Source organism: Nocardioides hankookensis (assembly GCF_042658885.1).
GTDB classification, from domain to species: Bacteria; Actinomycetota; Actinomycetes; order Propionibacteriales; family Nocardioidaceae; genus Nocardioides; species Nocardioides hankookensis.
Genome location: NZ_JBHSRJ010000004.1, coordinates 1,110,467 through 1,135,889, shown reverse-complemented (window position 1 = coordinate 1,135,889; position 25,423 = coordinate 1,110,467). Strand labels below are relative to the sequence as shown.

Annotated in this window: 22 protein-coding genes; 5 read left to right on the top strand and 17 right to left on the bottom strand. The window is 73.3% G+C overall.

From position 1 onward, the window contains the following. Nucleotides 1–11 precede the first annotated feature (11 nt). Together ACFPYL_RS11890 and ACFPYL_RS11885 are read left to right on the top strand one after the other, a co-directional pair. Nucleotides 12–3,434, top strand: coding sequence for a BTAD domain-containing putative transcriptional regulator (locus ACFPYL_RS11890; protein WP_379154134.1), 3,423 nt, complete (start codon nt 12–14; stop codon nt 3,432–3,434). A 42-nt stretch (nt 3,435–3,476) separates the two neighbouring features. Beyond that, nucleotides 3,477–4,460, top strand: coding sequence for an aldo/keto reductase (locus ACFPYL_RS11885; RefSeq protein ID WP_379154132.1), 984 nt, complete (start codon nt 3,477–3,479; stop codon nt 4,458–4,460). A 3-nt stretch (nt 4,461–4,463) separates the two neighbouring features. Here ACFPYL_RS11885 and ACFPYL_RS11880 read toward each other — a convergent pair whose 3' ends face one another. The 7 genes from ACFPYL_RS11880 to ACFPYL_RS11850 form a co-directional block, all read right to left on the bottom strand. Then, nucleotides 4,464–5,033, bottom strand: a complete 570-nt coding sequence (locus ACFPYL_RS11880; protein WP_379154130.1) for a TetR family transcriptional regulator — start codon at nt 5,031–5,033, stop codon at nt 4,464–4,466. A gap of 128 nt (nt 5,034–5,161) precedes the next feature. Beyond that, complete coding sequence (locus ACFPYL_RS11875; RefSeq protein ID WP_379154128.1) at nt 5,162–5,887, bottom strand: hemerythrin domain-containing protein; 726 nt, start codon at nt 5,885–5,887, stop codon at nt 5,162–5,164. Between the two features lies 1 nt (nt 5,888). After that, the gene (locus ACFPYL_RS11870) at nt 5,889–8,048 is read right to left on the bottom strand and encodes an MMPL family transporter (protein ID WP_379154126.1); all 2,160 of its coding nucleotides are present in this window, start codon (nt 8,046–8,048) and stop codon (nt 5,889–5,891) included. A 108-nt stretch (nt 8,049–8,156) separates the two neighbouring features. Further along, nucleotides 8,157–8,813, bottom strand: coding sequence for an ABC transporter ATP-binding protein (locus tag ACFPYL_RS11865; protein ID WP_379154124.1), 657 nt, complete (start codon nt 8,811–8,813; stop codon nt 8,157–8,159). Next, nucleotides 8,806–9,651 (bottom strand): ABC transporter ATP-binding protein, encoded by an 846-nt coding sequence (locus ACFPYL_RS11860; RefSeq protein ID WP_379154122.1) that lies wholly within the window; start codon nt 9,649–9,651, stop codon nt 8,806–8,808. The genes ACFPYL_RS11865 and ACFPYL_RS11860 overlap by 8 nt, the downstream gene beginning before the upstream one ends. A gap of 38 nt (nt 9,652–9,689) precedes the next feature. Beyond that, the gene (locus ACFPYL_RS11855; RefSeq protein ID WP_379154120.1) at nt 9,690–12,758 is read right to left on the bottom strand and encodes an FtsX-like permease family protein; all 3,069 of its coding nucleotides are present in this window, start codon (nt 12,756–12,758) and stop codon (nt 9,690–9,692) included. Between the two features lie 108 nt (nt 12,759–12,866). Then, nucleotides 12,867–13,433 (bottom strand): GNAT family N-acetyltransferase, encoded by a 567-nt coding sequence (locus ACFPYL_RS11850; RefSeq protein WP_379154118.1) that lies wholly within the window; start codon nt 13,431–13,433, stop codon nt 12,867–12,869. A 67-nt stretch (nt 13,434–13,500) separates the two neighbouring features. Here ACFPYL_RS11850 and ACFPYL_RS11845 point away from each other — a divergent pair, with 67 nt between their 5' ends. After that, complete coding sequence (locus tag ACFPYL_RS11845; RefSeq protein ID WP_379154116.1) at nt 13,501–14,211, top strand: SDR family NAD(P)-dependent oxidoreductase; 711 nt, start codon at nt 13,501–13,503, stop codon at nt 14,209–14,211. Next, nucleotides 14,208–15,203 carry an S-adenosylmethionine:tRNA ribosyltransferase-isomerase gene (locus tag ACFPYL_RS11840; RefSeq protein WP_379154114.1) on the top strand — a complete coding sequence of 332 codons (996 nt, stop codon included), beginning with the start codon at nt 14,208–14,210 and terminating at the stop codon, nt 15,201–15,203. Before ACFPYL_RS11845 ends, ACFPYL_RS11840 begins: the two co-directional genes overlap by 4 nt. Here ACFPYL_RS11840 and ACFPYL_RS11835 read toward each other — a convergent pair. Genes ACFPYL_RS11835 through ACFPYL_RS11820 form a run of 4 tightly spaced genes read right to left on the bottom strand, consistent with a single transcriptional unit; the run spans nt 15,192 to nt 17,911 of the window. Further along, nucleotides 15,192–16,118 carry a CU044_5270 family protein gene (locus ACFPYL_RS11835; RefSeq protein ID WP_379154112.1) on the bottom strand — a complete coding sequence of 309 codons (927 nt, stop codon included), beginning with the start codon at nt 16,116–16,118 and terminating at the stop codon, nt 15,192–15,194. The two genes, ACFPYL_RS11840 and ACFPYL_RS11835, sit on opposite strands and share 12 nt — an antisense overlap. Further along, nucleotides 16,111–16,701 carry an RNA polymerase sigma factor gene (locus tag ACFPYL_RS11830; protein ID WP_379154110.1) on the bottom strand — a complete coding sequence of 197 codons (591 nt, stop codon included), beginning with the start codon at nt 16,699–16,701 and terminating at the stop codon, nt 16,111–16,113. The genes ACFPYL_RS11835 and ACFPYL_RS11830 overlap by 8 nt, the downstream gene beginning before the upstream one ends. Next, the gene (locus ACFPYL_RS11825) at nt 16,698–17,507 is read right to left on the bottom strand and encodes an inositol monophosphatase family protein (protein WP_379154108.1); all 810 of its coding nucleotides are present in this window, start codon (nt 17,505–17,507) and stop codon (nt 16,698–16,700) included. Before ACFPYL_RS11825 ends, ACFPYL_RS11830 begins: the two co-directional genes overlap by 4 nt. Further along, nucleotides 17,507–17,911, bottom strand: coding sequence for a YjbQ family protein (locus ACFPYL_RS11820; protein ID WP_379154106.1), 405 nt, complete (start codon nt 17,909–17,911; stop codon nt 17,507–17,509). Before ACFPYL_RS11820 ends, ACFPYL_RS11825 begins: the two co-directional genes overlap by 1 nt. Nucleotides 17,912–17,946: 35 nt before the next feature. Between ACFPYL_RS11820 and ACFPYL_RS11815 the strand changes: the two genes are divergently transcribed. Then, nucleotides 17,947–18,732, top strand: coding sequence for a GNAT family N-acetyltransferase (locus tag ACFPYL_RS11815; RefSeq protein ID WP_379154104.1), 786 nt, complete (start codon nt 17,947–17,949; stop codon nt 18,730–18,732). Nucleotides 18,733–18,734: 2 nt separating this feature from the next. Here ACFPYL_RS11815 and ACFPYL_RS11810 read toward each other — a convergent pair whose 3' ends face one another. The 6 genes from ACFPYL_RS11810 to ACFPYL_RS11785 all read right to left on the bottom strand — a co-directional run bounded on the left by ACFPYL_RS11810 (nt 18,735) and on the right by ACFPYL_RS11785 (nt 25,403). After that, entirely contained in the window at nt 18,735–19,394 is a 660-nt protein-coding gene (locus tag ACFPYL_RS11810) for a DUF3105 domain-containing protein (protein ID WP_379154103.1), read from the bottom strand. Next, complete coding sequence (locus ACFPYL_RS11805; protein ID WP_379154101.1) at nt 19,394–19,705, bottom strand: MTH1187 family thiamine-binding protein; 312 nt, start codon at nt 19,703–19,705, stop codon at nt 19,394–19,396. The genes ACFPYL_RS11810 and ACFPYL_RS11805 overlap by 1 nt, the downstream gene beginning before the upstream one ends. Continuing rightward, nucleotides 19,702–20,178: a SigE family RNA polymerase sigma factor gene (locus ACFPYL_RS11800; RefSeq protein WP_379154099.1), complete on the bottom strand. Its 477-nt coding sequence runs from the start codon at nt 20,176–20,178 to the stop codon at nt 19,702–19,704. Before ACFPYL_RS11800 ends, ACFPYL_RS11805 begins: the two co-directional genes overlap by 4 nt. Then, a complete protein-coding gene (locus ACFPYL_RS11795; RefSeq protein WP_379154097.1) occupies nt 20,165–21,457 on the bottom strand; it encodes a hypothetical protein in 1,293 nt (430 codons plus the stop codon). Before ACFPYL_RS11795 ends, ACFPYL_RS11800 begins: the two co-directional genes overlap by 14 nt. 148 nt (nt 21,458–21,605) lie before the next feature. Further along, nucleotides 21,606–24,422: an aconitate hydratase gene (locus tag ACFPYL_RS11790; RefSeq protein ID WP_379154095.1), complete on the bottom strand. Its 2,817-nt coding sequence runs from the start codon at nt 24,420–24,422 to the stop codon at nt 21,606–21,608. 156 nt (nt 24,423–24,578) lie between these two features. After that, nucleotides 24,579–25,403, bottom strand: coding sequence for an SDR family oxidoreductase (locus ACFPYL_RS11785; RefSeq protein WP_379154093.1), 825 nt, complete (start codon nt 25,401–25,403; stop codon nt 24,579–24,581). Nucleotides 25,404–25,423: the final 20 nt, after the last annotated feature.

Sequence of the window (25,423 nt, the reverse complement as noted above, 5' to 3'; positions counted from 1 at the left end):
ATCCTGCGCTCATGCGGATCGGCGTCCTGGGCACGACGGTGGCGGCCACGCCCGACGGTCCGGTCGGCCTCGGCGGGCCCAAGCAGCGCGCCCTGCTCGCGGCCCTCGCCCTGCACCGCGGTCGCGCCGTCGCCGTCGACACGCTCGCGGACCTGGTCTGGGACGGCACCCCGCCACCCGGCGTCGCCGGCACCATGCAGGGCTACGTCGCCGGCCTGCGCCGGGCGCTCGAGCCGGACCGTACGACGCGTGGTGGCGGCACGCTGCTGGTCACCGAGCAGCCGGGCTACGCGCTGCGGCTGCCGGACGAGGACCTCGACACGGTCGCGTTCGAGAACGTCGTCGCCTCGGCCCACACGCTGGTCGCCCCGCTCGCCGACGCCCTGTGCCGCGGCCGCGGACTCCCTCCGGGCTCCCCCGACGCGGGTGGACTCGGCTCGCTGCACGACTCGCTCGGGGAGGCGCTGGGCCTGTGGCGCGGCGTGCCCTTCGCCGAGCTCGGCGACGTGCCGGCCGCTGCCGCGGAGCGCGCGCGGCTCGAGGAGCTCCGGGTGCTGGCGACCGAGGACCGCGCGGCCCTCGGCATCCTGCTGGGCCTGCATGCCACCGTCGCGGCGGAGCTGGACGCGCTGACCCGGGCACACCCGCTGCGCGAGCGGGCCTGGGCGCTGCGCGCGCTTGCGCTGGCCGGGTCGGGTCGCCAGGCCGACGCCCTCGCCGTGCTGCGCGAGGTCCGCGACGTCCTCGACGAGGAGCTCGGTCTCGAGCCCGGTCCCGAGCTGCGCGCCGTGCAGACCGCGGTGCTCCGCCAGGACTCGATCGCCGCGGCCGAGCCGGCGGCCGCCCCCGCTGCCGGGGTCTCGACAGGCTCGACCACCGCGACAGGCTCGACCACCGCGACAGGCTCGACCACCGGTCCCGAGACCCACGCCCCGCTCCCCTTCCCGACGCTGTGGCCGTGGTCGCTCGCCGGCCGCGACGAGGAGCTCACCGCCCTCACCGGCCTCGTCGACCAGGTGGTCGCCGGCACCGGGTCGCTCGCCTTCGTCGCGTTGACCGGCGAGCCCGGCATCGGCAAGAGCCGGCTCGCGATCGAGCTCGCGACGTACGCCGACCAGCACGGCGTCACGATCGCGTGGGGCCGCTGCTCGCAGGACGACGGCGCCCCGGCGCTCTGGCCCTGGGCGACCGTGCTGGAGCGGCTCGGCTCGAGCCTGCCGTCGAGCGCCGCCGGCGACGACGGGTCGGCCGCGTTCCGCGCCTGGGAGACCGTGGTGCAGACCGTGGTCTCGGCCGCCGAGCGCGGACCGTTGCTCCTGGTGCTGGACGACCTGCACTGGGCGGACACGTCGAGCCTGCGGGTGCTCAGGCTGCTCACCGAGGTCGTGGCCGCCGAGAGCCCGGCCCGGCTGCTGGTGCTCGCGACGTGGCGCGAGTACCCGACGCCGACCGGTGCGCTGGCCGAGGTCGCCGAGGCGCTGGCCCGCAAGCACGCGCTCCGCTTCCAGCTGCGCGGGATCCCGGCGGAGGCGGCGGCCCAGGTCTTCGCGCAGGTCGCCGAGGCCGAGCCCTCCGACGCAGACGCGGACACCCTGTCCCAGCGCACGGAGGGCAACCCGTTCTTCCTCGTCGAGTACGCGCGCCTGGCCCGGGACGGCGACCTGGCGACGCTGGTCGCGGAGGGCCGACCGCCGGCGGCGGTGCACGAGGTCCTCTCCCGCCGCCTCGCCCACCTGAGCACCGCGACGCAGGACCTGCTCCAGACGGCCAGCGTCGTCGGCCGGATCTTCGACCTCTCGACCCTGGCGACGGTCGCCGGCACCGACGAGGACAGCGCGCTGGACCGGCTTGACCCGGCGATCGAGGCCGGCCTGGTCGCGGAGGACGGCGTCGACCGGTTCCGCTTCAACCACGCCCTGGTGCGCGACACCGTCCGCAACGGGCTGCCGCAGTCGCGCCAGGCCCGGGTCCACGCACGAGCGGCGGACGCGCTCAGCGGCCTCGCGGGCCGCGAGACCGAGATCGCACGGCACTGGCTCGCTGCCGGGCCGCGGCACCTGGCCAAGGCGTGGCCGGCCGCCCAGGCCGCAGCGCGCGTGGCCACCGGCGTCTTCGCGTACGTCGAGGCCCTGGAGATGCTGGAGTACGCCCTCGGCGCCCAGGACGAGGACCCCACCTCCACGCTCGCCGACCGGTTCGAGCTCCTCACCGACCTGGCCGACGTGCTGCGCCGAGCGGGCCGGTGGGTCGAGCTCCGCGAGGTCGCCCACGAGGCGATCGAGGTCGCCGAGGACGCCGAGGACCTCGACCTCCTGATCCGCGCCGGGGTGATGACCAGCACCGGCGCGCTGTGGACGGCCTCGGGGGGCGACGTCGACGAGATGGTCGTCGCTGCCCTGCGCGAGGCCCTCGACCAGCTCCCGCAGGGCGACGACGCCCGGCGCTGCCGGGTGATGCTGTCGCTGGCCGGTGAGATCTACTACGGCACCACGCCGCAGGAGCGGGAGGCGCTCGTCGAGGAGGCCGTCGCGATGGCCCGCCGGCTGGCGGACCCGGTGCTCGTGCAGCAGGCCCTGGTGAAGGGCGCGATCGCGATCGTGCGTGGCGTCACCGCACGTCAGCGCCTGACGATGACCACGGAGGCGACCGAGATAGCACGCGAGCTCGGCGACCGGGTCGGCCTGGTGGCCGCGCTCGCCATGCGCGCGCAGGCCGCCGGAGACCTCGGGGAGGTCGCCGTCCTCGACGACTGCCTGGCCGAGGGCCAGGCGGAGGCCGACCGGCTCCGGCACGTCTACGGGCAGCTGGTGCTCGAGTCGCTCCAGGTGACGTGGTCCGCGATGCGCGGCGACCAGGAGGTGGTCGACAAGGTCGTCGCCGAGATGATCGAGCTCGGTCAGGTCATCACCATCCCGGGCGCCCAGGAGTCGGTCAACGGCGCGCTGATGATGCAGGTGCTCTGGCGCGGTGGCGAGGAGCTGATCCTCGAGGTCCTGCGGGAGATGCCGCCGGGCGGGTTCGTGGCGGCGGCCGCGCCCCTGCTGACGATGCTGTGCCGCACCGGTCGGCTCGACGAGGCCCGCGCCTACCTGGACACCCACCGCGAGCACGTCGACACCGTGGTCGCGACCGACACCTGGTACTCCCCGATGGCCTGGAGCATGATCGCCGAGAGCGCCTGCCACCTCGGCGACCCGACACTGGCCGCCGCGGCGTACGACCGGCTCATCGGGCTGGAGGGACAGTCCGCCTGTGCCGGCTCCGGCAGCAACGTCGGCCCGGTCGACATGTTCCTGGCGATGGCGGCGCACACCGTGGGCGACGACGACCTGGCCAGCCGCCACGCCGACCGGGCGCTCGAGCTGTGCGGGCTGTGGGGCATCCCGCTGGCGGGCGACTGGACGCGCCGCGAGCGGGAGCGCTTCGGCTTCTGACCCCTTGACCTGGAGTGCGCTCGAAGCCCCAGGATGAGGGACATGCGCTATCGCGAGATCGGGACCGACGACCGCAAGCTGAACGTCAGCGTGATCGCCCTGGGGGCGATGCTGATGGGGAGCCGCACCGACGAGGAGACGTCGTTCGCGATCCTCGACCGCTTCGTCGAGGCCGGCGGGACGTTCATCGACACGGCCAACAACTACGCGTTCTGGGTCGCCGGCGACAACATGGGCGGCCAGAGCGAGGAGCTGCTCGGCCGGTGGCGCCGGGACCGCGGCATCGGCGACGAGATCAAGATCGCGACCAAGGTCGGCGGCCGGCCGCTGGCGCCGGGCCACGACTTCTCGCGGGGCATGGAAGCCCTGACGGCGAGCACCATCAAGGAGTCCGCCGAGCGGAGCCTCGAGCGGATGGGCCTGGAGCGCCTGGACCTCTACTACGCGCACGTGCAGGACCTCGACGTGCCCCTCGAGGAGCAGGTGGAGGCGTTCGGGCAGCTCGCGGCCGACGGCACGGTCGGGCTGCTGGGCGCCAGCAACCACTGGGCGTGGCGGGTCGAGCGGGCACGCGCCCTGGCGGCCGCCGCCGGCCTCCCGGCGTACGACGTGCTCCAGTACTCGCACTCCTACCTGAAGCCGCGCACCGACCAGCCCGCGCTGCGGGCTCCCGAGGGCGACGCCGGCGTGGCGAGCGCCGAGATCGCCAGCCTGGTGCGCGACGCGGGTCTCCACCTGGTGGCCTACTCGCCGCTGCTGGGCGGCGCGTACGTCCGCGAGGACAAGCCGATGAGCTCCCGCTTCGACCACAGCGGCACCCCGCCCCGCCTGGCCGCTCTCCACGACGTCGCCCGGCAGACGGGCGCCACACCCAACCAGGTGGTGCTGTCGTGGCTGATCGGCGGCGAGCTGCCGGTGGTGCCGCTGGTCGGCGCGTCCTCGGTGGCCCAGCTCGACGACACGCTCGCCGCCCTCGACCTCGACCTGACCGCCGAGCAGCGCGAGCTGCTCGACGGCGCAGGCTGAGTGTCAGGCCGTCCTCCCGTAGGTCCCCGCGCGCAAGGGGACGCCGATCCGGCCGCAGAGGTCCCGCAGGATCGTCAGCGCGTGCTCGTGCGACATCGGGTCGGCGGGCGCACACATCCGCATCCACAACCCGTTGACCAGGGCAACGAGGGTCGGCCCGATCACGTCGTCCTTGTCGACGAGACCGAAGGAGGCGCGGAGCTGGTAGGCGATCTCGAGCTCTGCCTCGGCGATGTGAAGTCCGAGGACCTCGTACGACCGGGCCAGCTCGGTGAGCCCCAGCCAGGCTCGGACCAGCGGGCGGGTGGAGTCGTGCGGAAGGACTCCTCCCGATCCGTGGTCGCGCACGTCGAGCGCGATGGCCTCGACCAACCAGTCCCCGATGCGCCGGGTGACCAGGACGAGGATGCGCTCCTTGTTCTCGAAGTGCGCGATGAGCGCCGAGGGGCTCACCCGGGCGGCCTCGGCGAGCCTGCGAACGGTCAGCGACCTGATGTCGTCGGCGTCGAGGAGCCCGACGGCAGCACGGGCGAGGTCGTCGACCCGGTCGGCGGGGTTCACGGTGAAGGGCATGCCGCAACCCGATCACAGTCTGCGCCGGTGCCTCGTCGTTCCTCCACAGGCCCGCACCGCCCGCACCCGCGTCATTTCTTGCACGCACGTGCGTGCAAGAAATAACGCGGGTCTGCCGGCCAGTCGGATCAGGCGAAGCGGAACGTCCGCGCGTGCTTGCGTGCGAAGCCCCGCCGGGTCAGCCGCCAGACCAGCCGGAAGCCGCCGCCACCGGGCTGGCTGAACACCCGCTCGAGAGCCTCCCGCGGGACGCCGTACGCCGCCCAGGGCACCAGCCGCACGACCTTGCCGAGCTTCGGCTTGCCGACGTGCGCCTCCTCGATGCGGTCCCAGTCCTCCTGGGTGAGCAGCCGCTGGATGATCGCGATCGCCTCGGTCTCCTCGTGGGCGAGGTGACGGCGCAGCGACTCGCGGGCCGCGGACACCCGGACCGCGAGCGCGGCGCGGGCGTCCTCGTCGGCATGCTGACGAACCGGCTGGGCCAGCCGTCGGAAGCCGGCCGCGCAGCCCTCGAGCAGCGGGTCGATCTCGCCGTGCTCGGCCTCCATCGCGGTCAGGGTGGCGACCTCGTCCTCGGTGCCGAGCGCCTCGAGCGCGGGCCAGACGCCGTCGTCCTCGATGGTGTGGTGCTCGTGCAGCGCCTCGGCGAACAGCTCCCACCGCTCCTCGAGCAGGACCCAGGTGGCCCACTCGGAGGCGGGCGTGTTGCGCACCGCCGCCGAGAAGAGGTCCAGGTCGCGCCGGAAGGCGTGGTGCATCACGTACATCATCTGCATGTCGATCGGGCCCTCCGGGGCCGCCACCTGGCCGGGCAGCCGCAGCTGCCGCGGCCAGGTGTGGTGCGTCGTGGACATGTCAGGCACCGACCTTCTCGTCGAGACCGTCGACCTGGTCGAGACTGTCGACCTGGTCGAGCTCGGCCCACAGGTCGGCGTCGTCCTTCTCGGCGTCGATCGTCGGGAGGATCCGGTCGAGCCAGGTCGGCAGCCACCAGTTCCACCTGCCGAGGAGGGTCATGGTCGCGGGGACCAGGACCATCCGGACGACGGTGGCGTCCAGCACGATGGCGACGGCCATGCCGAAGCCGAGCTGCTTGACGACGGTGTCGGCCTCGGTGGAGAACCCGAGGAAGACGACGACCATGATCGCGGCGGCCGAGCTGATCACCCGGCCGGTCGAGGCCAGGCCGCGCTCCACGCTGCCACGGGCGTCGCCGGTGTGCAGCCAGTCCTCACGGATCCGCGAGAGCAGGAACACCTCGTAGTCCATCGAGAGGCCGAAGAGGATCGCGAACATCAGGATCGGGATCCAGCTCGACACGGCGACCGGGTGGTCGATGCCGAGCAGGCTGCCGCCCCAGCCGTGCTGGAAGGCGAGCGTGAGAACGCCGTACGCCGCGCCGATGGACAGCAGGTTCATCACGGCCGCCTTCAGCGGCACGACGACCGAGCGGAACATCATCGCCAGCAGCAGCACCGAGACCGCGACCACGAAGCCGACGACCGTCCAGATCTTGCCGGAGAGCATCCCGGAGAGGTCGGCGAAGAGGGGGGTCAGGCCAGTCACCTCGACGCCGGCCGGGAGGTCGTCCCGGAGGGTGGCGACGAGGTCGGAGGTGCGCTCGTCCGCGGGGCCGTACGCCGGCTGCGCCTCGAAGACGCTGATCGCGCCGTCGGGGGTGGTGACCGGGGTGGTGACCCCGACGACGCCCGGCTCGGCGGCCACCTGGTCGGCGACGGCCTGCGGGTCCGCCTGCGTCGTGTCGACGACGAGTGTGAACGGCCCGTTGGCACCGGCGCCGTACTCGTCGGCAATCAGGTCGTAGGCCCGGCGCTGCGAGGTCTCCGTGCTGTTGCTGCTGCCGTCCTGCGGCCAGGTGCGCATGCCCAGGGTGGGCGCGGCGAGCAGCAGCAGGAAGGTGAGGGCGGCGAGCGCCGCGGCGACCGGGCGCTTCGAGACGCCGGCGGCCCAGCGGGCGGTGAGGGGCTTCTTGGCCCGGGGCGCACGGTTCTTGCGGACCTTGCGCGGCATCAGCCGCTGGCCCGCCAGACCGCACAGGGCGGGCACCAGGGTGAGCGCCGCCGCGAGCACCGAGATCACGGCGATCGCGGTGGCGTAGCCGAAGGTCGAGTAGACGGGCAGCCCGCCGAAGCGCAGGCCCATCAGCGAGATGAGGACGGTGGCGGAGGCGAAGACGACCGAGCGTCCGGCCGTGGCCATCGCGCGGCCGGCCGCCTCGCGCTTGTCGAGGCCCTGGCCGAGGAACTCCACGTGCCGGGTCACCAGCAGCAGGGCGTAGTCGATGCCGACGCCGAGGCCGACCATGGTCGCGACGGTGGGAGCCGCGGTGCTGACGTCCATCACGCCGGCGAGCAGGGTGACGCCCGCCGAGCCGACGGCGAGGCCCATCAGGGCGACCGCGAGCGGCAGACCGGCGGCGACGACGGAGCCGAAGGCGACGATCAGCAGCACGAGCGCCGCGATCACGCCGGCCAGCTCGCCGGTGCCCTTCATCTGCGACTCGGCCCCGCCGGGCAGCTCCCCGCCCAGCTCGGCCTGGAGGCCGGCGTCGCGGAGCGGCTCGATCGCGTCCACGAGCGGGTCGTAGCCCTTGGCGCCGACCAGGTCGGGGTCGGTGACCGGCACGTCGTACGCCACGGTGACGAGCGCGGTGTCGGTGTCACCGGACAGGCGCGGCTCGCTCACGGAGGTGGCGTGGTCCATGGCGGCCAGCCGCTGCACGAGGGCGTCGAGGTCGGTGGCCCGGAGGGCGGCGCCCGACGGGTCGTGGACGACGACCTGCGCGGTCGCGCCGCCGCCGTGCGGGACGTGGGCCCGCAGCTGCTCGATGCCGGTCTGGGCCTGGGCGGCCGGGATGTCGTAGTCGTCGTGGAAGGTGCCGCCGAAGGCACCCGAGAACCCGAAGGCAGCGACGACGACCACGAGCCAGGCGGAGATCGTCCGCCAGGGGTGCGCCGCGGTGCTGTGGCCGAGGCGGTGGAGGATGCGTGACACGGTGGTGCTCCCATTCATGAGGGCTATCAGGAGGGCTGTCAGAGGTGGTCTGGTGGGACGACTCTGACGGCGGCCTCTTGAGGCCGACTGGGAGCTGACTTGGAAGGCCTAGCCGAGGGGCCTGACCCAGGTCGCGACACCCTCGTCGAGGTGAAGCTCGCCGTCGGCCTGCTCGGCGGCCTCCGGGTCGTGGGTCGCCATCACGACGATCGCCCCGCGCAGGGCCTCGCCGCGCAGCGCGGCGACCATCCGTTCCCGGTTGGCGGCGTCGAGGTCGCTGGTGGGCTCGTCCGCGAGCAGCAGCACTGCCTGCGCGCCGAACGCGCGCGCCAGCGCCACCCGCTGCTGCTGGCCGCCGGAGAGCTCCTCGATGAGGTGGTTGCCGCTCTCCTCGAGGCCGACCAGGGTCAGGGCGTCGGCGGTCCGGCGGCCGGCTTCGTCGGCGGGTACGCCGGCGGCGAGCAGCGGCACCAGGACGTTCTCCGCGGCGGTCAGCGAGGACGCCAGTCCGTTGCCCTGCGGCACGACCACGACACCCGCGCGGGCGGCCTGCTCACGGTCGGTCAGCTCGGCCCCGGCGAGCACGATGCTCCCGGCGCTCGGGCGCAGCGCGGCGCCCAGCGCCCACAGCAGGGAGGACTTGCCGGCGCCCGACGGCCCGGTGACCGCGAGCAGCTGGCCGGGCTGGAGCATCAGGTCGACGGGGTGGACGGCCACGAGGTCGCCGTAGCGGACCTCGACACCGCGCAGGATCAGCTCATCCATCGGCGTCCCTCGCTTCCTGGACCAGCGTGTAGGTGCCGTCCTCGCCGAGGTGGAAGCGGACCAGCGTGCCGGGCAGCAGGTTCTCCCGCACGTGCAGCGGCAGCGGCAGGAAGCCGTCGGGCGTGACCACGGCGTACTCCTCGCCGCTGCGTCCCTCGCCGCCGACCCGGCCGTCGCGGATCGTGATCGTGCGCGGCAGGAAGGCGGCGACGTCGGGGTCGTGGGTGACCAGGATGACGGTGGTGCCGAGCTCGCGGTTGAGGGACCGCATCCGCTCCAGCACCAGGTCGCGCGCGGAGTGCTCGAGCTGGCTCGTGGGCTCGTCGGCGAGCAGCAGTCCGGGTCGCGGCGCCATCGCGACCGCGAGCGCGGCGAGCTGGAGGTGCCCGGGGCTGAGCTCGCCCAGCGGCCGCTCGGCCTCGGCGCCGAGACCGACCGCCGCGAGCACCTCGGCCGGGTCCGGCAGGTCCTTGCCCGCCTTGCGGGCCGCGCCCTGGGCGAAGAGGACGTTCTCCAGCGGGGTGAAGTAGGGCAGCAGGTTGCGCCCGGCGCCCTGGAGCATCAGCGACACCTCGAGCGCGCGCAGCTCGTCGAGCTGGGCCGGGCCGGCCGCGGAGAGCTCGACCTGGCCGACGAAGACCTTGCCCGCGCTCGGCCGGAAGACACCGGCCAGCAGGCTGAGCAGCGTCGACTTGCCGGCGCCGGACGGGCCGAGCAGGCCGACCATCTCGCCGGCCCCGACCTCGAGGTCGACGCCCGAGAGCGCAGCCACCTCGTGCCCCTCAGACCGGTAGATGTGCACCAGCCGCTGGGTGCTGACCCGCAGGCCGGTTGCCACGCTCGGAGTCGCTGCCGTGGTCACAGGATCCATCGGAGTCACAGGGTCTCCCGGAGCCGTCGGAGCTCGGCGCGCGAGGCCAGCGCGCGACCGATGATGACGCTGCCCGCCCCCAGGACCACGAGCGACAGCACGACCGCCACGACCACGGCCCACCAGGCAGCGCTCAGGTCGAGGGTCGAGACCTCGGGGGCGGTCGCGAAGAGGGGCACGATCGGCATGGCCAGCTGGGCGCCGAAGAGCCCGGACAAGGCACCCGCCGCCACGCCGACGAGCACCGCCGGGAACTGGGCGGCCACCGCGACCGAGCGGATCGAGCGCCGGGGTACGCCGCTCATCCGCAGGGCCGCGAAGTCGCGGGTGCGGAACCGCCAGCCGCTGACGGCGCTCACCACCAGCACGAGCAGGGCGATCAGCAGCGCGACGGCGCCGACCAGGGCGGCCAGCTGCAGGCTCCAGGCGGCCGAGGACTCGTCGTACGAGCGCTTGATGTCACGCAGCGTGGTGGTCCCGGCGACCGCGATGTCCCGCTCGGCGAGGGCGTCGGTGACCCGGTCGAGGAGCGCCGGGTCGTCGTCGCCGAACCAGACCTGGAGCCGGTCGGTCGCGAGCACCGACCGTCCCCGCTGGAGCGACTCGAGGTCGGTGACGTAGGTGTTGGGCTCGGAGGCGGGGACCCTCTCGAGCGAGCCGACCTTGACGGCCGGCTGGCCCTCACCGTCCAGGCCGGCGAGCGTGAACTGGTTGCCGGAGCCGCCGGCGGGCAGCGGGCCGGAGACGAGGGCCGGGACGATGGTCGGCAGCCAGCGCTGGTACATCGTCATCGGCGACACCCCCTTGCCCTGGAACTTCGCCGTGAGCTCGTCCGGCGTGGTGGAGCTGGGCTCCACCACCCCCGAGTCGGTGCTGAAGAACTTGGTCCACTGCTCGGCCGGCCCGAGCGGCACCACCTCGCCGGAGGGCCGGGCGGTCAGGTTGCGCAGGGTCACCGCGCCCACGATGGTCGCGCCGGGCAGGGTGCTGGTCCAGACGCCGGTGACGTGACAGCCCTCCGAGCAGCTGACCAGGTGGTGGAAGTGACGGTGCGCGCTCTCGCGCGGGAACGTGCCCAACGTCGTGTGCAGGGTCTCGCCCGCCTGGTTGACCAGGTCGATCCCGAGCGTGACCGGGTGCGACTTGCCGTCGACCCGCTTCGAGGTGAGCGTGGAGTCGTCGGCGTCGATGTCGAGCTCGGTCCCGACGAGGTCGATCGGCGGCGCGTCCGGCGGGGCGAGCTTGTCCCAGAGGGAGTCGGAGGGGCCACCGCCGGGGAAGAGCGCGATGTCGCGGAAGGACGACGCGATGACCGCGAGCGTGTCCGGGGCGTCGTCGCCGGGCGGGTGCACGCGTACGACGGGGGTGACGTCGTCACCCTCCGGGTCGACCTCGTCGAGGGCTGCGCGCACGCCGGCGAGGTCGTTGCTGTCCACGTCGAGCACCCGCGGCGCACCGGCCTCCTGGGCGGCGGCGGTGGTCCGGTTGCGCTGGCCGACGATCAGGGCATCGGCGGAGAACACCGCCAGGGCCGAGGCGAGGGTGACGATGGCGATGATCCGCCGGGTGGCGGGGCTCCGCGCGGCGTCGAGCAGGCTGACCCCGGCCCGGACCCGCCCACGCCGCAGCTGGCGGCGCCCCAGGAGCGCGGCCGTCGGGGTGGTCAGGTGGGCGAGCACGAGCCCGACGACGATGGCCAGCAACCCGGGCGCGGCGAGCGCGATCGGGCCGTCCAGCCCGCCGGTCGCGAAGACGACGACGACGCCGCCGGTGCCGGCGATGACGATGGCGTCGGCGGCGCCGAGCGCCCAGCCGGTGCTCCGCGGTGGCACCCGCCGCAACAGCTGGTCGACCGGCTCGCGGGCCACCCGGGTGACGGCGACCAGGGTCACCGCGGCGAGCACCACACCCGAGGCGAGGAGCGCGCCCAGGAACGGCCAGCCGAGCTCGAAGCGCACCGACCCCGGCAGCAGCACCTTCGGCACGACCCAGGCGGCGAGCATCGCCAGCAGGGCACCCGGCACGAGGGCGAGCAGCGTGATCGGGAGCAGCTCGTCGAGCAGCAGCCGCCGAGCACCACGGCGGCCCCGGCCCCGGAGCCGCGCGAGGGCGACCTCCGGGCGGCGCTGCTCGGTGATCGCGAGCAGCACCAGCCACAGCACCACGATCGCGAGCAGGCACAGCTGGGCCATCAGGAGCGGCACCGTCACCCGGGACTGGTCGATCTGCTCCTGCACGCCGCTCGCGAGGTCCGGCAGCCCGGAGACCACCTTCACCGGGGTCACCCCGACGTCGGGTCGACGGTGCGCGAGGTCGTCGACCGCCGGACCGAGCGCCAGGAGCTCGTCGACCCCGACGGCGTCGTCGTCGATCAGGTAGCCGGCGCTCGACGACCGGGCGTCGACCAGCTCGGTGTCGAAGCTGTCGCGCGACGTGATCCAGACGTCGTGCTGTGGAGGCGCCGGGGCACCGGTGGAGATGACGACGCCGGAGCGGCCGGTCAGCGGCTGCCCGAACCAGTAGTCGCTGACCTGCTGCTCGTAGACGCCGACGACCTTCAGGCGGGCCACGCTCGAGGAGCCGTTCTGGGCCGTGGCACCGGCGATGCGGACCGTCGAGCCGACCTTGAGGCCGAAGTGCTCGACGTCGGCAGCGCTGACGGCGATCTCGCCGGCGGCGGCCGGGCAGCCGCCGTCGGTGAACGTCAGGTGGTCGCACTGGCCGCTGCGCCAGATCAGGTCGCCGTACGGGTCGGTCAGACCGCCGGGCAGCACGCCGGCGTCGGCCGAGTAGCCGAGGACCGGCTCGTGGAAGTTCGACCGGTACGCCGCCGGGAGCTGCCTCGCGATCTCCTCGGGCTGGAGCAGCGGGCCGGTGTCGTAGAACTCGTCACCGGGCGTCATGGACAGCTGGACGCTGGTGTCGGTCACGGTCGCGCCGGAGATCGTGATGTCGGTCAGCGCCTGCTGCATCGCGCGGTAGTAGAGCGGCGCGAACGCGGCGCACGCCGTCATCAGGGCAGCGAGAGCCGCGACCGCGGCCGCCTGGAGCGGCCGGTACCGCCAACGCCTCACTGATCACTCCCCCGTAGTCGCTGCGACGGTGTCGTCACAACCGGGACACGATCTCACACGATCCGGCGCCCGGCCGGTAGGGCACGACGTCCCGTTCCGCCGGGACCCTCACCCGCCGAGCTCGGCGAGGAGCGGGTCGCGCAGACCCACGCAGTCGTGGCTCCAGAACGGCTCGCAGTAGACGAGCGCGCCGGTCATCCAGGGCTCGTACGACGGCAGCAGGACGACCTGGAACGCCGGTCCCGGGATGCGCGCGGACGGCGCGGTGAAGCCCAGCGGACCGGCCGCCGACCAGCCCCGGCTGCCGTAGAAGTCCGGGGACCCCTCGAGGAACACCGCAGGTGCGCCGAGCCGCTCGGCCTCGGCCAGCGCCGCCTCCAGCAGCGCGGTCCCGACACCCCGCCCCTGGTGGGCGGGGTCGACCGACAGCGGGCTCAGCACCAGCACGTCGACCAGCGCCTGCCGCGCGTCGACCCAGCACCGGCTGAGCTGCACGTGGCCGACCACCCGGCCGCCCGACTCGGCGACGATGCTGGCGCGAGTGCTGCCGGCGTCGTCGAGCGCCGTCACGAGTCGCGCGACGGTCGGCCCCTCCTCCGGCCCGAATGCCGCCTCCACCACGCGCAGCACCTCGGCCGAGTCCTCGGCGGTCGCCGCCCTTGACTTGAAGTTCACTTCAACTTGCACCCTCGTGGAGAAGCACGGTCAACCAAACGTCACCCGACCCTAGGAGACATCCCTCATGCCTGTCGCCGTCATTACCGGAGCCTCGCAGGGCCTCGGCCTGGCCCTCGCCCATGCCCTCGCGCGGTCCGGCTGGTCCGTCGTGGCCGACGCCCGCGACGCCGTACGGCTGGACGACGCCGTCGGTGACCTGCCCGGCGGGCCGCACCTCGCCGTGCCCGGAGACGTCACGGACTCGTGGCACCGGGGCGCTCTCGCCGCCTCGGCCGCCGACCTCGGCGGGGCCGACCTGCTCGTCAACAACGCCAGCACGCTCGGTCTGAACGCAGGGGGCGCCAGCCCGCTGCCGCTCCTGGCCGACGTCGAGCCGGAGACCTACCTGCGCACCTTCGACGTCAACGTCGTCGCACCGATCGCGCTCGCCGGCCTGCTGCTGCCCCAGCTGCGCCCCCGCGGCGGCCGGATCCTCAACATCACCTCGGACGCGTCCGTCGAGGCGTACGAGACCTGGGGCGGCTACGGCTCGTCCAAGGCCGCCCTGGACCACGCGAGCCGCGTGCTGGCCGCAGAGGAGCCCGCCGTGCGGGTGTACGCCGTCGACCCGGGCGACCTGCGGACGGCGATGCACCAGGCGGCGTTCCCGGGCGAGGACATCAGCGACCGGCCGGAGCCGGAGTCGGCGGTGCCCCACCTGATGGCGCTGGTCGTCGGCGACCACGCGAGCGGCCGGCTGCGCGCGGCCGACCTGGAGCCGGCGGTGCGCACGTGACGGCCGTCGTACGGGAGGCGACGGTCCCGCCCGAGGCCCGTGGCCTGGCCCGCGACGACGTCCGGCTCGCGGTCGTGACGCCGGAGACGACGACGCACACGACCGCGCGCCACCTCGGCGACCACCTGCGGCCCGGCGACCTCCTGGTGGTCAACACCAGCGGCACGCTGCCGTCCGCGGTCGCCGGTGACGGGTTCGTCCTCCACGTCTCGACCGGCCTCGACGACGGCAGCTGGGTGGTCGAGCTGCGCCAGCCCGACAACAGCGGCCCAGCCACGCCCGTCGCAGGCGAGCGGCTCGCGCTGCCGGGCGGGGTCTCCCTCCGCGTCGTCGCGCCGCACCCGGCCGGGCAGGCCCGGCTCTGGCGCGCGACACCGTCGCCGGCCGTCGACCGGGTCGCCTACCTCTCCCGCTGGGGCCGGCCGATCCGCTACCGCTACGTGCACGGCGAGTGGCCGCTCGACGCGCTCCAGAACGTCTACGCCCGCCATCCCGGCAGCGCCGAGATGCCCAGCGCCGGCCGGCCACTCACCGAGCGGCTGCTCGTCTCGCTGATGGCAGCGGGCGTGGTCGTGGCGCCGATCGCGCTGCACACCGGCGTCGCCAGCCAGGAGAAGCACGAGCCGCCCCAGCCGGAGGAGTACGCCGTGCCCGCGGCCACCGCCCGGCTCGTCGACTCGACGCGGGCCGCCGGTCGTCGGGTGGTGGCCGTCGGGACGACGGTGGTGCGGGCGCTGGAGTCGGCCGCGCCCAGCGGACGCGTCGTGCCCACCGCCGGCTGGACCTCGCTGGTGCTGGACCCGTCACGCCCGGCCCGCGTGGTCGACGGGCTGCTCACCGGGCTGCACGAGCCCGAGGCGAGCCACCTGCACCTGCTCGCCGCCGTGGCAGGCCGCGAGCTGGTGGACCGGGGCTACGCGGACCTGGACGCGCCCGACGCACCGGCGTACCTCTGGCACGAGTTCGGCGACGCGATGCTGCTACTGCCGTAGCCCGGGCCGGTCGACGACGACCGCGTCGGTGACCGTGTCCTCGTACCAGGTCTGGCCGGACGAGACGTCGAACCCCTTCGCCCCACCGATCCGGCCGTCCTCGAGTGCCGTGACGCGCACGCCCCGGTAGGCATAGGTGTCGGGGTCGAGCAGCAGCTCGCGACGACTGAGGAGCCCGCTCGGGTCCGGCGCCCGGTCGAGCGTCACGGCCAGCACCGGGTCGCCGAGGAGGTCGGGCTCCGGGTCGTCGTCGATCGCGACGCCCGGCACGGTCGCCAGTGCGCCGAAGAGGTCGGCCCGGGCCGTGGCCGGCAGCACCGGCTGACCGAGCGCGTCGACGACCGCGTCGAAGTCGCGCACCGCCTCGGTACCGCCCTCGGCATCGGCCAGCCCGCCGTCGCGCAGCGCCGCGAGCAGTGCGGCGGGGTCGTGCGGCAGGCGGGCCGCCGCGTCGTACCACTCGGCCGGCGACGGGACCGACGGGTCGTCCTGGAGGTCCTGCACGTGCAGCGCCTGCGGGTGGTCGGATGGTGCGTCGGCGTACTGCGTGCCGTCGAAGCGCGTCCAGCCCTCCCCCGGGACCATCGCGAACGGACGGCCGTCGGTGGCGCCGCCGTACACCGTCTCGAAGACCCACTGGTCGTCGCGCGGGCGGGGCACCGGGTCGCCGGCGGCGGCCGTCGCGGCCCGGCTGAGGACCTCGGCGGCGCTCGGCGAGGCGGCCGGTCCGACCTGGAGGGCCAGCACCCCGGCGGCACCGAGCGCGATCGCGGCCGCGGCCGCGGCAGCGGCCGGGAGCGGCCCGACGCGGCGGGTGCGGGGAGTGATCGCGTCCAGCACCGCGTCGCGGACGGCGTCGGGGGCACCGACGGGGGCATCGGCGCGGAACTCACGTACGAGGGTCAGGTCATCCATGGTTTCCTCCGCGTGCCTCGAGGGCGGTCAGGGGGCGTACGGCGACACGCTCGGTGCCGGGCGACAGGGTGGTGCGCACCTTGCGGCGCGCGCGGTTGAGCCGGGACCGGACGGTGCCGACCGGGAGGTGCAGCGCGTCGGCGACCTCGGCGTAGCTGAGCTCCGCCCAGGCGACCAGCAGCAGCACGTCGCGCTCCCCCGCGGACAGCTCGGAGAGCGCGGTTGCGAGCTCGCGGTTCAGCGCCTGCGCGGCGACCCGGTCGTCGGCAGCGTCCGACCACGAGCTCGCGACCGGGTCCACCCCCGTCCGCGCATAGGCGCGCAGGCCGCGGACCTCGCTGCGCCGGTGCTTGGCGGCCAGGTTGCTCGCGATGCCGAACAACCACGGTCGCGGGCTTCCCGCTGCGTGGTCGAACCTCGACCACGCCCGGAAGGCGGCCACGAAGGTGTCGGCGGTCAGGTCGTCGGCGACGTCGCCGCCCAGGCGCCGCCGCAGGTAGCGGTGGACGTCGTCGGCGTACCGGTCGTAGACCTCGGCGAACGCGGATGGCTCGGGACGGGGCGGCGGGGTCGGTGTGCTCACACCTGTTGTTTCCCGATCCCGTCGGACGGGTTCGCGCACAGCGCGAGCAGGTGGTCGTGCGTCGCGTGGTCCGCGGTGACTACGAGCCCGCTCCCTCCGGGCGAGTCCACGGCCTCGCCGCGCAGGTCCGTGACCACGCAACCCGCGGCGCGGCAGATCGCGATGCCGGCGGCGAAGTGCACGTTGTCGGTGAAGCGGCCGTCGGTGACGTACGCCGCCCGCCGGCCCGCGGCAACCCACGCCAGCGCCAGCGTCGTCGAGAACACCCGGCCGCCGTAGCGGGCGCGGAAGTCGGGGTGCCCGAGCAGGGCGGCCGGCCGGAACCGGCCGGGGTCCGGGTGGACGACGTCGAGGTTGACGTCGACGAGGGCCGAGTCGGCCGACGGGCGCAGCCGAGCATCGCCGGCGACGGTGCGGCACCAGGCACCGGTGCCATCGGTCCAGAACACCTCGCGGGCGATCGGGTCCGCCGATGCCGCGGCCTCGACGCGGTCGCCGACCCGGAGCGCGACGTTGGTGGCGAGGAGCGGAGTCGTGACGGCGAAGTTCAGCGTCCCGCACAGCGGGTCGACCAGCCAGGTCCGCGGCGCGGCCACGCCGGTCAGGCCGCTCTCCTCGCCGAGGACCGCGTCGTCGGGTCGTGCCTCACGGAGGACGGCGACGATGGCTCGCTCCGCCTCGACGTCGGCGGTCGTCGCGAAGTCGGTGGCCGACTTGGCGAAGTGCTCGACCTCGGCGCCGTAGTGGGCCCGGACCACCGCCGCGCCGGCCTCTGCGGCCGCGACGGCGAGCTCGGCGTCGTCCATCAGCCGGCGAGGAACGACAGGCGCACCTCGCGCACGTCGTTGTCGACGTTGAGGTCGACCAGGCAGACGCTCTGCCAGGTGCCGAGGGCCATCCGCCCGCCGAGCACCGGGACCGTCGCGTGCGGCGGTACGACGGCGGGCATCACGTGCGAGCGACCGTGGCCACGGCTGCCGTGCCGGTGCCGCCACCGGTCGTCGGCGGGCAGCAGGTCGCCGAGCGCGGCCAGCAGGTCGTCGTCGCTGCCGGCACCGGTCTCGATGATCGCGATGCCCGCGGTCGCGTGCGGGACGAAGACGCTGAGCAGCCCGTCACCGCGCCCCGACACGAACTCGTGGCAGTCGCCGGTGATGTCCAGGACGACCTCGTCGTGTCCGGTTCGAAACTCCACCGTCACCGAATCCATGGGTCCATCGTGGCACCGGGCGCTAGCGTCCGCGCATGGAAGTCCTGTCCCGAGGCTGGCGGACCGACCTGACGATCCTCACGTTGTCCGGCAGCACGGTCGAGCACCATCCGACGTACGTCGTCGTCCGCACCGCCGAGAACCCCGGCTACCGCTGGGGCAACTTCCTGCTCCTGAGGAGGCCACCGCTGCGCCGCGACCTCGGCCTGGTCGAGGAGCTCTTCGAGCACGAGCTGCCCGGGATCGGCCACCGGGCCTTCGGCATCGACGCCCCCGACGGACAGCCGGGCGAGCTGGCGCCGTTCGCCGACGCCGGCTACAGCGTCGAGTCCGCGGTGGTGCTGACCGCCACGACGGTGCGACCACCGCCGCGGCCCAACACGAGCACCCAGGTCCGCCCCTTGGCCGGCGACGCGGACTGGGCGCAACGGGTCTCGCTCGACCTGGCCTCCCACGACGGCGGCGCGGACGGCTTCGGCGACTTCACCCGGATCAAGGCGGCGGCGGAGCGCCGGCTCACGGAGACCGGAGCCAGTGCCTGGTACGGCGCGTTCGACGACGGCCGGCTGGTCGCCTCGATGGGCATCGTGCGCGCCGGCGACCGGGTCGCGCGCTTCCAGGAGGTGCAGACCCATCCCGAGGCGCGCGGTCGCGGGGTGGCCGGGACGCTCGTGCACGCCGCCGGCACCGACGCCTTCCAGAGGCTCGGGGCGACCACGCTGGTGACGGTGGCGGACCCGGATTACCACGCGATCCGGATCTACCGCTCGGTGGGCTTCAGCGACACCGAGGTCCAGCTCACGGCGGAGCGCCGGGCCTGAGGTCAGACCTCGGTCCCCGACGGGTCGCCGTCCTGTACCCCGCCCGCGCAGGACGCCATCGGCTCGGGCGCGGTCTCGCCGCCGCCGTACGTCCGGATGAAGAGCTCGAGCCGCGGGTCGTCGGCGCCGTCCAGCGCCAGCTGCTCGCCCCACACCGTGACGACGACCGGCGAGGTCAGTCCCGGGTACGGCGCCATGATGCCGTTCTGCGGCAGCTCGTCGGCAAGCGTGGCGACGTCGTCGTCACCGAGGTCGGGGTCGTAGCTGATCCACACGGTGCCGTGCTCGAGGTCGTGGACCGCGTTCTCCTCCCGCACCGGCTCGTCGTACGTCCCGCAGTCGAGCCACTCGGGGTCGTGCTCGCCGCCGACCGGCGGGCTCTGCGGGTAGTCGACGTCGTCCTGGGTGTGGTCGTTCGACAGGCCGTCGTAGGACTTCACGGCGGCGAGGTCGCTGGGCACCGGCTCGTCCTCGGTGACCAGCAACGGGACCGCGACCGCCAGGGCGACCACGATCGCCACGGCGACCGCCGCGAGCGCGATGACCGGCCCGCGGCGGGACCGCTGCGGCTCCGGGCCGGACGACGAGACCAGGACGGGCTCGGTGGGAGGTGGCGTGTAGCCGGGCGGCGGGTACGACGGCGGCGGCGGGATGTCCGACATCACGGCGCCTGCTTCTGGTCAAGCAGCCTCTCCACGCGCTCGACCTTGGCGGTCAGCTGGCCGTCCCAGCCGGGCCGGATGTCCGCCTTGAGCACCAGCCCGACCCGCGGCGAGACCGCGGCGACGACGTCGACGGCCTGCTTCACGACCGCCATCACCTCGTCCCACTCCCCCTCGATGTTGGTGAACATCGAGTTCAGCTCGTAGGGCAGCCCGGACTCCTTGACCACCCGCACCGCGGCGGCGACGGCCTCGGAGACGCTGCCGGTCTCATCGGCGGTGCCGGGCGAGATGCTCATGGCGACGATCATGGGGAGACGGTATCCAGCGCCTCCACGCGCAGGCGCGCCAGGGCGTCCCGCGCCTGGGACTTCACGGTCCCGACGGAGATGCCCAGCACCCGCGCGGTCTCGGCCTCGGTGAGGTCCTCGTAGTAGCGCAGCACGATCACCGCCCGCTGTCGCGGCGCCAGCCGGGCCAGCGCCTCCTGGAGCTCGAGCCGGTCGGACACCGGCTCGGCGACCGCGGTGTCGGGCACCCGGTCGGTGTGCACCTCGCGCCACCGGCGCCGTCGCCAGCGGCTCACGCTCTCGCGCGCCAGGATCTTGCGCACGTAGGGCTCCGGGTGGTCGGCGATCCGCTTCCAGTGCGGCACCGCCTTGACCAGCGCCACCTGCACCAGGTCCTCGGCGTCCTCGTGGGTGCCCGTCAGGAGGTACGCCGTCCGCAGCAGCGCGCCGCGGCGGGCGGCGACGTACTCCTCGAACGCGTCAGGGCCGGACACGTCGCCTCCACAGGAGGATCGCTCCCGCACCCAGGACGACGACGAAGACCGCGATCTCGGCGACCAGCAACCGGCTCATCGGGTCCGGAGGCGCCGGGGCCGCGAACGTGGGCGCGCTCCACGCATCGGCGGCCACCTGCAGGCGCGGGTCCCAGACGGCTCCGGAGTCGACCGTGACGAGCGGCTGGGACGCGCCCGTGTCGACGTCCACCGACGCGTACCTCCCGTCGCGGTCGACCACCACGACGTGGTCGTCGTCCCGCCAGCCGACGACGGCGAGTGCCCTGACCCCGGGGATCGGCGTCGTCACCGCCTGCGTCGGACTGACGGCCTCCATCAGCAGCACGGCCGCCGCGCGGCCGGAGTCGCTGGTGCCCTGGCCGTCCGGGTCCTCCATCACCACGGACCGGGTGGCGTCGGGGCTGGTCCAGGCGGGTCCGTCGACGGAACGGTCGATCTGGAACCGGGCTGTGACGGTCAGGTCCCGTGCCGACCAGAGCCGGAGCCGGTGGCCGGCGGCCTCGGCCAGCGCTCCGTTGGCGCCGTACGAGACGGTGAACGCCGGCATCGGCGCGTCGCTCCTCGCCGTGGCCTCCTGAGCCTGCGGGTCCCACACCGCCTGTTCGCGACCCTCGGCGGAGCGGCGCTCGTCGCTCGAGTAGGCGCCGTAGCCGAACCAGATCCCACGACCGACCCAGGCCGCGCCGACCGGTCGGATCCCGTGCGGCGACTCGACCGGGTGCCGAGTGACGTCGCCGGTGACCGTGTCGTAGACGGCCATGCCGTCGATCCGGTTCTCGTACGCGCCGCTGGTGTCGAAGGCGCCGTACCAGTACGCGAGGCGAGTGCCGTCGGGCGAGAGGTAGCCGTCGCCGACCTTGTCGGGGAGGTCGAGGTAGCGGTACTCCCCCGTCGTCCCCGAGACCACGGCCAGGCCGTTGCGCTCCTGGCCGGCCCGGTCGCCGCCCAGCATCCCCACGACCGGGCCGATCGGGTGTCCGTCAGTGCCCGCTAGGTGGTGGGTCGGCTCGTAGAAGTGGTCGGGCAGCCGCATCGCGCCGGAGATCCCGTCGGTGTCGGCGGGCGCCGGCTCCCGCGAGGTCGTCCAGTCCACGAAGCCGAGGGCCCCGAGGGCCAGGACGACCGCGGCGACGACGACCGCCGTCCCCGCACGGCGCCGCCGCTGCAGCCGCCGACCGCGGTCCCACAGGCCGGGCGCAGGACCGCCCGGCGGGGCGTCGTCGGCCAGGTCGGCCAGCCGGTCGTGCAGCGTCGTCATGGGGTCCTCCGAGAGGTGATCACACCACTACCCACGCCACCAGCCCGGGAAAAGGAGGGGTCCGCTCCCCATCAGAAATGCCGAGCCGGCGCTGGTTTCACCCTGGGGGTGAAAACCAGCGCCGGCTCGACTGCAAACGGGCGCCGGGTCAGCCCTTGCGGAGGTTGCGCAGGACGTACTGCATGATGCCGCCGTTGCGGTAGTAGTTCGCCTCACCGGGGGTGTCGATGCGGACCGTCGCGTCGAAGCTGACGTCGCCTGCGGTCACCTTGACGGTCTTCGGCGTCCGGCCCTCGTTGAGCTCGGTGATGCCGGAGATCGAGAAGGTCTCCTCGCCGGTCAGGCCGAGCGACTCGGCGTTCTCGCCCTCGGGGAACTGGAGCGGGATGACGCCCATGCCGATCAGGTTCGAGCGGTGGATCCGCTCGTACGACTCGGCGATGACCGCCTTGACGCCCAGGAGCGAGGTGCCCTTGGCCGCCCAGTCGCGCGACGAGCCGGAGCCGTACTCCTTGCCGCACAGCACGACCAGCGGGATGCCCTGGGCGATGTAGTTCTCCGAGGCCTCGAAGACCGTGGTGACCGGGGCGTCGTCCTGGGTGAAGTCGCGCGTGAAGCCGCCCTCGGTGCCGGGGGCGATCTGGTTGCGCAGGCGGATGTTCGCGAACGTGCCGCGGATCATCACCTCGTGGTTGCCGCGCCGCGAGCCGTACGAGTTGAAGTCGCGGTTCTCGACACCGTGCTCGGCGAGGTACTTGCCCGCGGGCGAGTCCTTCTTGATCGCGCCGGCCGGGCTGATGTGGTCGGTCGTGACCGAGTCGCCCAGCTTGAGCAGCACCCGCGCGCCCTCGATGTCCGTGACCGGCTCGGGGGTGTCGGGCATGCCGTCGAAGTACGGGGGCTTGCGGACGTACGTCGACTCCTGGTCCCACTCGAAGGTCTTGCCCTCCGGGGTGGGCAGCGACTGCCACGCCTCGTCGCCGGCGAAGACGTCCTGGTAGCTCTCGCCGAACATGTCGGACGTGATCGCCTGCCGGATGGTCTCCTCGACCTCGGCCGGCGTCGGCCAGATGTCCTTCATGAAGACGTCGTTGCCGTCCTGGTCCTGGCCCAGCGCGTCGTTGAAGAGGTCCAGGTCCATCGAGCCGGCCAGCGCGTAGGCGACGACCAGCGGCGGGGACGCCAGGTAGTTCATCTTCACGTCCGGGTTGATCCGGCCCTCGAAGTTGCGGTTGCCCGACAGCACCGAGACGACCGCGAGGTCCTTCTCGTTGACGGCGGCCGAGACCTCGGGGATCAGCGGGCCGGAGTTGCCGATGCAGGTGGTGCAGCCGTAGCCGACCAGGTTGAAGCCGAGCTTGTCGAGGTACGGCGTGAGGCCGGACTTCTCGTAGTAGTCGGAGACCACCTTGGAGCCAGGGGCCAGCGTCGTCTTGACCCACGGCTTGCGGGTCAGGCCCTTCTCGACGGCCTTCTTGGCGAGCAGGGCCGCGCCGATCATCACCGACGGGTTGGACGTGTTGGTGCACGAGGTGATCGCGGCGATCGTGACGGCGCCGTGGTCGAGGGTGAACGTCGTGCCGTCCTCGAGAGTGACCTCGACCGGGTCGCTCGGGCGCTTGCCGTCGGCGGAGGCAGCGGCGCTGAAGTGCACCGGGGCCTTCTCGCCGTGACCGTTGTGGGACGGCGGGTCGGAGGCCGGGAAGGACTCGGCGACCTCCTCGTCGTACCCGTTCTCGTCGCCACTGGTGTCGACGTAGTCCTTGAGGGCCTCGCGGAAGCCGGCCTTGGCACCGGCGAGCTCGACCCGGTCCTGCGGGCGCTTCGGGCCGGCGATGGACGGTACGACGGTCGCGAGGTCCAGCTCGAGCTTCTCGGAGAAGCGCGGCTCGTGGTCGGGGTCGTGCCACAGGCCCTGCTCCTTGGCGTAGGCCTCGACCAGGGCGAGCTGCTCGGCCGAGCGGCCGGTGAGCTCGAGGTACTTGGTGGTCTCCTCGTCGATCGGGAAGACCGCGATGGTCGAGCCGAACTCCGGGCTCATGTTGCCGATCGTGGCGCGGTTGGCCAGCGGCAGCGCGGAGACGCCGGGGCCGTAGAACTCGACGAACTTGCCGACGACGCCGTGCTTGCGCAGCATCTCGGTGATCGTGAGCACGAGGTCGGTGGCGGTCGAGCCCTCGGGCAGGTCGCCGTTGAGCTTGAAGCCGACGACGCGCGGGATCAGCATCGACACGGGCTGGCCGAGCATCGCGGCCTCGGCCTCGATGCCGCCGACGCCCCAGCCGACCACGCCGATGCCGTTGACCATCGTGGTGTGGGAGTCGGTGCCGACGCAGGTGTCGGGGTAGGCCTGGAGCTCCCCGTCCACCTCGCGGGTGAAGATCGTGCGGGCGAGGTGCTCGATGTTGACCTGGTGGACGATGCCGGTGCCCGGCGGGACGACCTTGAAGTCGTCGAAGGCGCCCTGGCCCCACCGCAGGAACTGGTAGCGCTCGCGGTTGCGCTCGTACTCGATCTCGACGTTGCGCTCGAAGGCCTCCGGCGTACCGAAGACGTCGGCGATCACGGAGTGGTCGATGACCATCTCGGCGGGCGCGAGCGGGTTGATCTTGGACGGGTCGCCGCCGAGGTCGGCCATCGCCTCGCGCATGGTGGCGAGGTCGACGACGCACGGGACGCCGGTGAAGTCCTGCATGATCACGCGCGCCGGCGTGAACTGGATCTCCTTGCTCGGGTCCGCGTCCGCGTCCCAGCCAGCGATCGCCTTGATGTCGTCGGCGGTGATGTCCGCGCCGTCCTCGGTGCGGAGCAGGTTCTCCAGCAGCACCTTCAGCGAGAACGGGAGGCTCTGGACGTCCAGGCCCTCGCCCTCGACCGCGTCGAGGCGGAAGATCTCGTAGGACTTGCCGTCCACGTCCAAGGTGCTCTTCGCACCGAAGCTGTCCTGACTGGCCACAGCAGTCATCTCCTGATGTCTCGTCGTCGTCTCGGCTGCTCCGACCATCCTGCCGCCGTGTGCGAGCGGCGCAAAAGGAAGGCTGCCCTAACTCGAGGCAGGACGGTCGATGCGATATCTCTTGATATCAAGATACACGATGCCGAGACGAACGACGAGCGCGACTCAGCCCTGGGCGAGCTCCGCGTTGTGCTGCCACTGCTCCCAGCTCGCGAGGCGCGACTCGTAGTCGGCCTTGGCGATGCCCAGCGGGGCGGAGCCCAGGAACGCACGCAGCGGCGGCTCCTCCGCATCGACGATCGCGAGGACCGCGGCGGCGGAGGCGGTGGGGTCGCCGGGGGTGCCGACCCGCTTCTTGCGGGCCTCGATGGTCTGCTCGTGCAGCTCGGCGTACGCCGGGAGCTCGGCCGAGCGCTTCGAGGACGACCCGCCCCAGTCGGTCGCGAAGCCGCCGGGCTCGATCAGGGTGACGTGGATGCCGAAGCCGGCGACCTCCTGCGAGAGCGCCTGCGAGAAGCCCTCGAGGGCCCACTTCGACGCGTGGTAGGCGCCGACCAGCGGGAATGCCGAGATGCCGCCGATCGACGACACCTGGAGGATGTGGCCCGACCCCTGCTCGCGCAGGAACGGCAGCGCCGCCTGCGTCACCCACATGGCGCCGAAGACGTTGGTCTCCATCTGGTCGCGGAACTCCTGCTCGGTCAGCTCCTCGACGAAGCCGAAGTGCCCGTAGCCGGCGTTGTTGACCACGACGTCCAGCCGGCCGAAGTGCTCGTGGGCCCGCCGTACGGCGGCGAAGTCGGCGTCCCGGTCGGTCACGTCGAGCTGGAGGGCGAGCAGGCTGTCGCCGTACTTCTCGACGAGGTCGTCGAGGGTGCTGGTGTCGCGGGCGGTGGCGGCGACGCGGTCCCCGCGCTCGAGGGCGGCGATCGTCCACTCCCGGCCGAAGCCGCGGGACGCGCCGGTGATGAACCAGGTCTTCGAAGTCATGCTTCGAACGTACGACCTGG

Excerpts from the sequence above, each read along its gene's own strand:
- ACFPYL_RS11890 (WP_379154134.1), top strand. The coding sequence starts at position 12 with ATGCGGATCGGCGTCCTGGGCACGACGGTGGCGGCCACGCCCGACGGT.
- ACFPYL_RS11885 (WP_379154132.1), top strand. The coding sequence starts at position 3,477 with ATGCGCTATCGCGAGATCGGGACCGACGACCGCAAGCTGAACGTCAGC.
- ACFPYL_RS11880 (WP_379154130.1), bottom strand. The coding sequence starts at position 5,033 with ATGCCCTTCACCGTGAACCCCGCCGACCGGGTCGACGACCTCGCCCGT.
- ACFPYL_RS11875 (WP_379154128.1), bottom strand. The coding sequence starts at position 5,887 with ATGTCCACGACGCACCACACCTGGCCGCGGCAGCTGCGGCTGCCCGGC.
- ACFPYL_RS11865 (WP_379154124.1), bottom strand. The coding sequence starts at position 8,813 with ATGGATGAGCTGATCCTGCGCGGTGTCGAGGTCCGCTACGGCGACCTC.
- ACFPYL_RS11845 (WP_379154116.1), top strand. The coding sequence starts at position 13,501 with ATGCCTGTCGCCGTCATTACCGGAGCCTCGCAGGGCCTCGGCCTGGCC.
- ACFPYL_RS11835 (WP_379154112.1), bottom strand. The coding sequence starts at position 16,118 with ATGGATGACCTGACCCTCGTACGTGAGTTCCGCGCCGATGCCCCCGTC.
- ACFPYL_RS11825 (WP_379154108.1), bottom strand. The coding sequence starts at position 17,507 with ATGGACGACGCCGAGCTCGCCGTCGCGGCCGCAGAGGCCGGCGCGGCG.
- ACFPYL_RS11820 (WP_379154106.1), bottom strand. The coding sequence starts at position 17,911 with ATGGATTCGGTGACGGTGGAGTTTCGAACCGGACACGACGAGGTCGTC.
- ACFPYL_RS11815 (WP_379154104.1), top strand. The coding sequence starts at position 17,947 with ATGGAAGTCCTGTCCCGAGGCTGGCGGACCGACCTGACGATCCTCACG.
- ACFPYL_RS11810 (WP_379154103.1), bottom strand. The coding sequence starts at position 19,394 with ATGTCGGACATCCCGCCGCCGCCGTCGTACCCGCCGCCCGGCTACACG.
- ACFPYL_RS11805 (WP_379154101.1), bottom strand. The coding sequence starts at position 19,705 with ATGATCGTCGCCATGAGCATCTCGCCCGGCACCGCCGATGAGACCGGC.
- ACFPYL_RS11795 (WP_379154097.1), bottom strand. The coding sequence starts at position 21,457 with ATGACGACGCTGCACGACCGGCTGGCCGACCTGGCCGACGACGCCCCG.
- ACFPYL_RS11790 (WP_379154095.1), bottom strand. The coding sequence starts at position 24,422 with ATGACTGCTGTGGCCAGTCAGGACAGCTTCGGTGCGAAGAGCACCTTG.
- ACFPYL_RS11785 (WP_379154093.1), bottom strand. The coding sequence starts at position 25,403 with ATGACTTCGAAGACCTGGTTCATCACCGGCGCGTCCCGCGGCTTCGGC.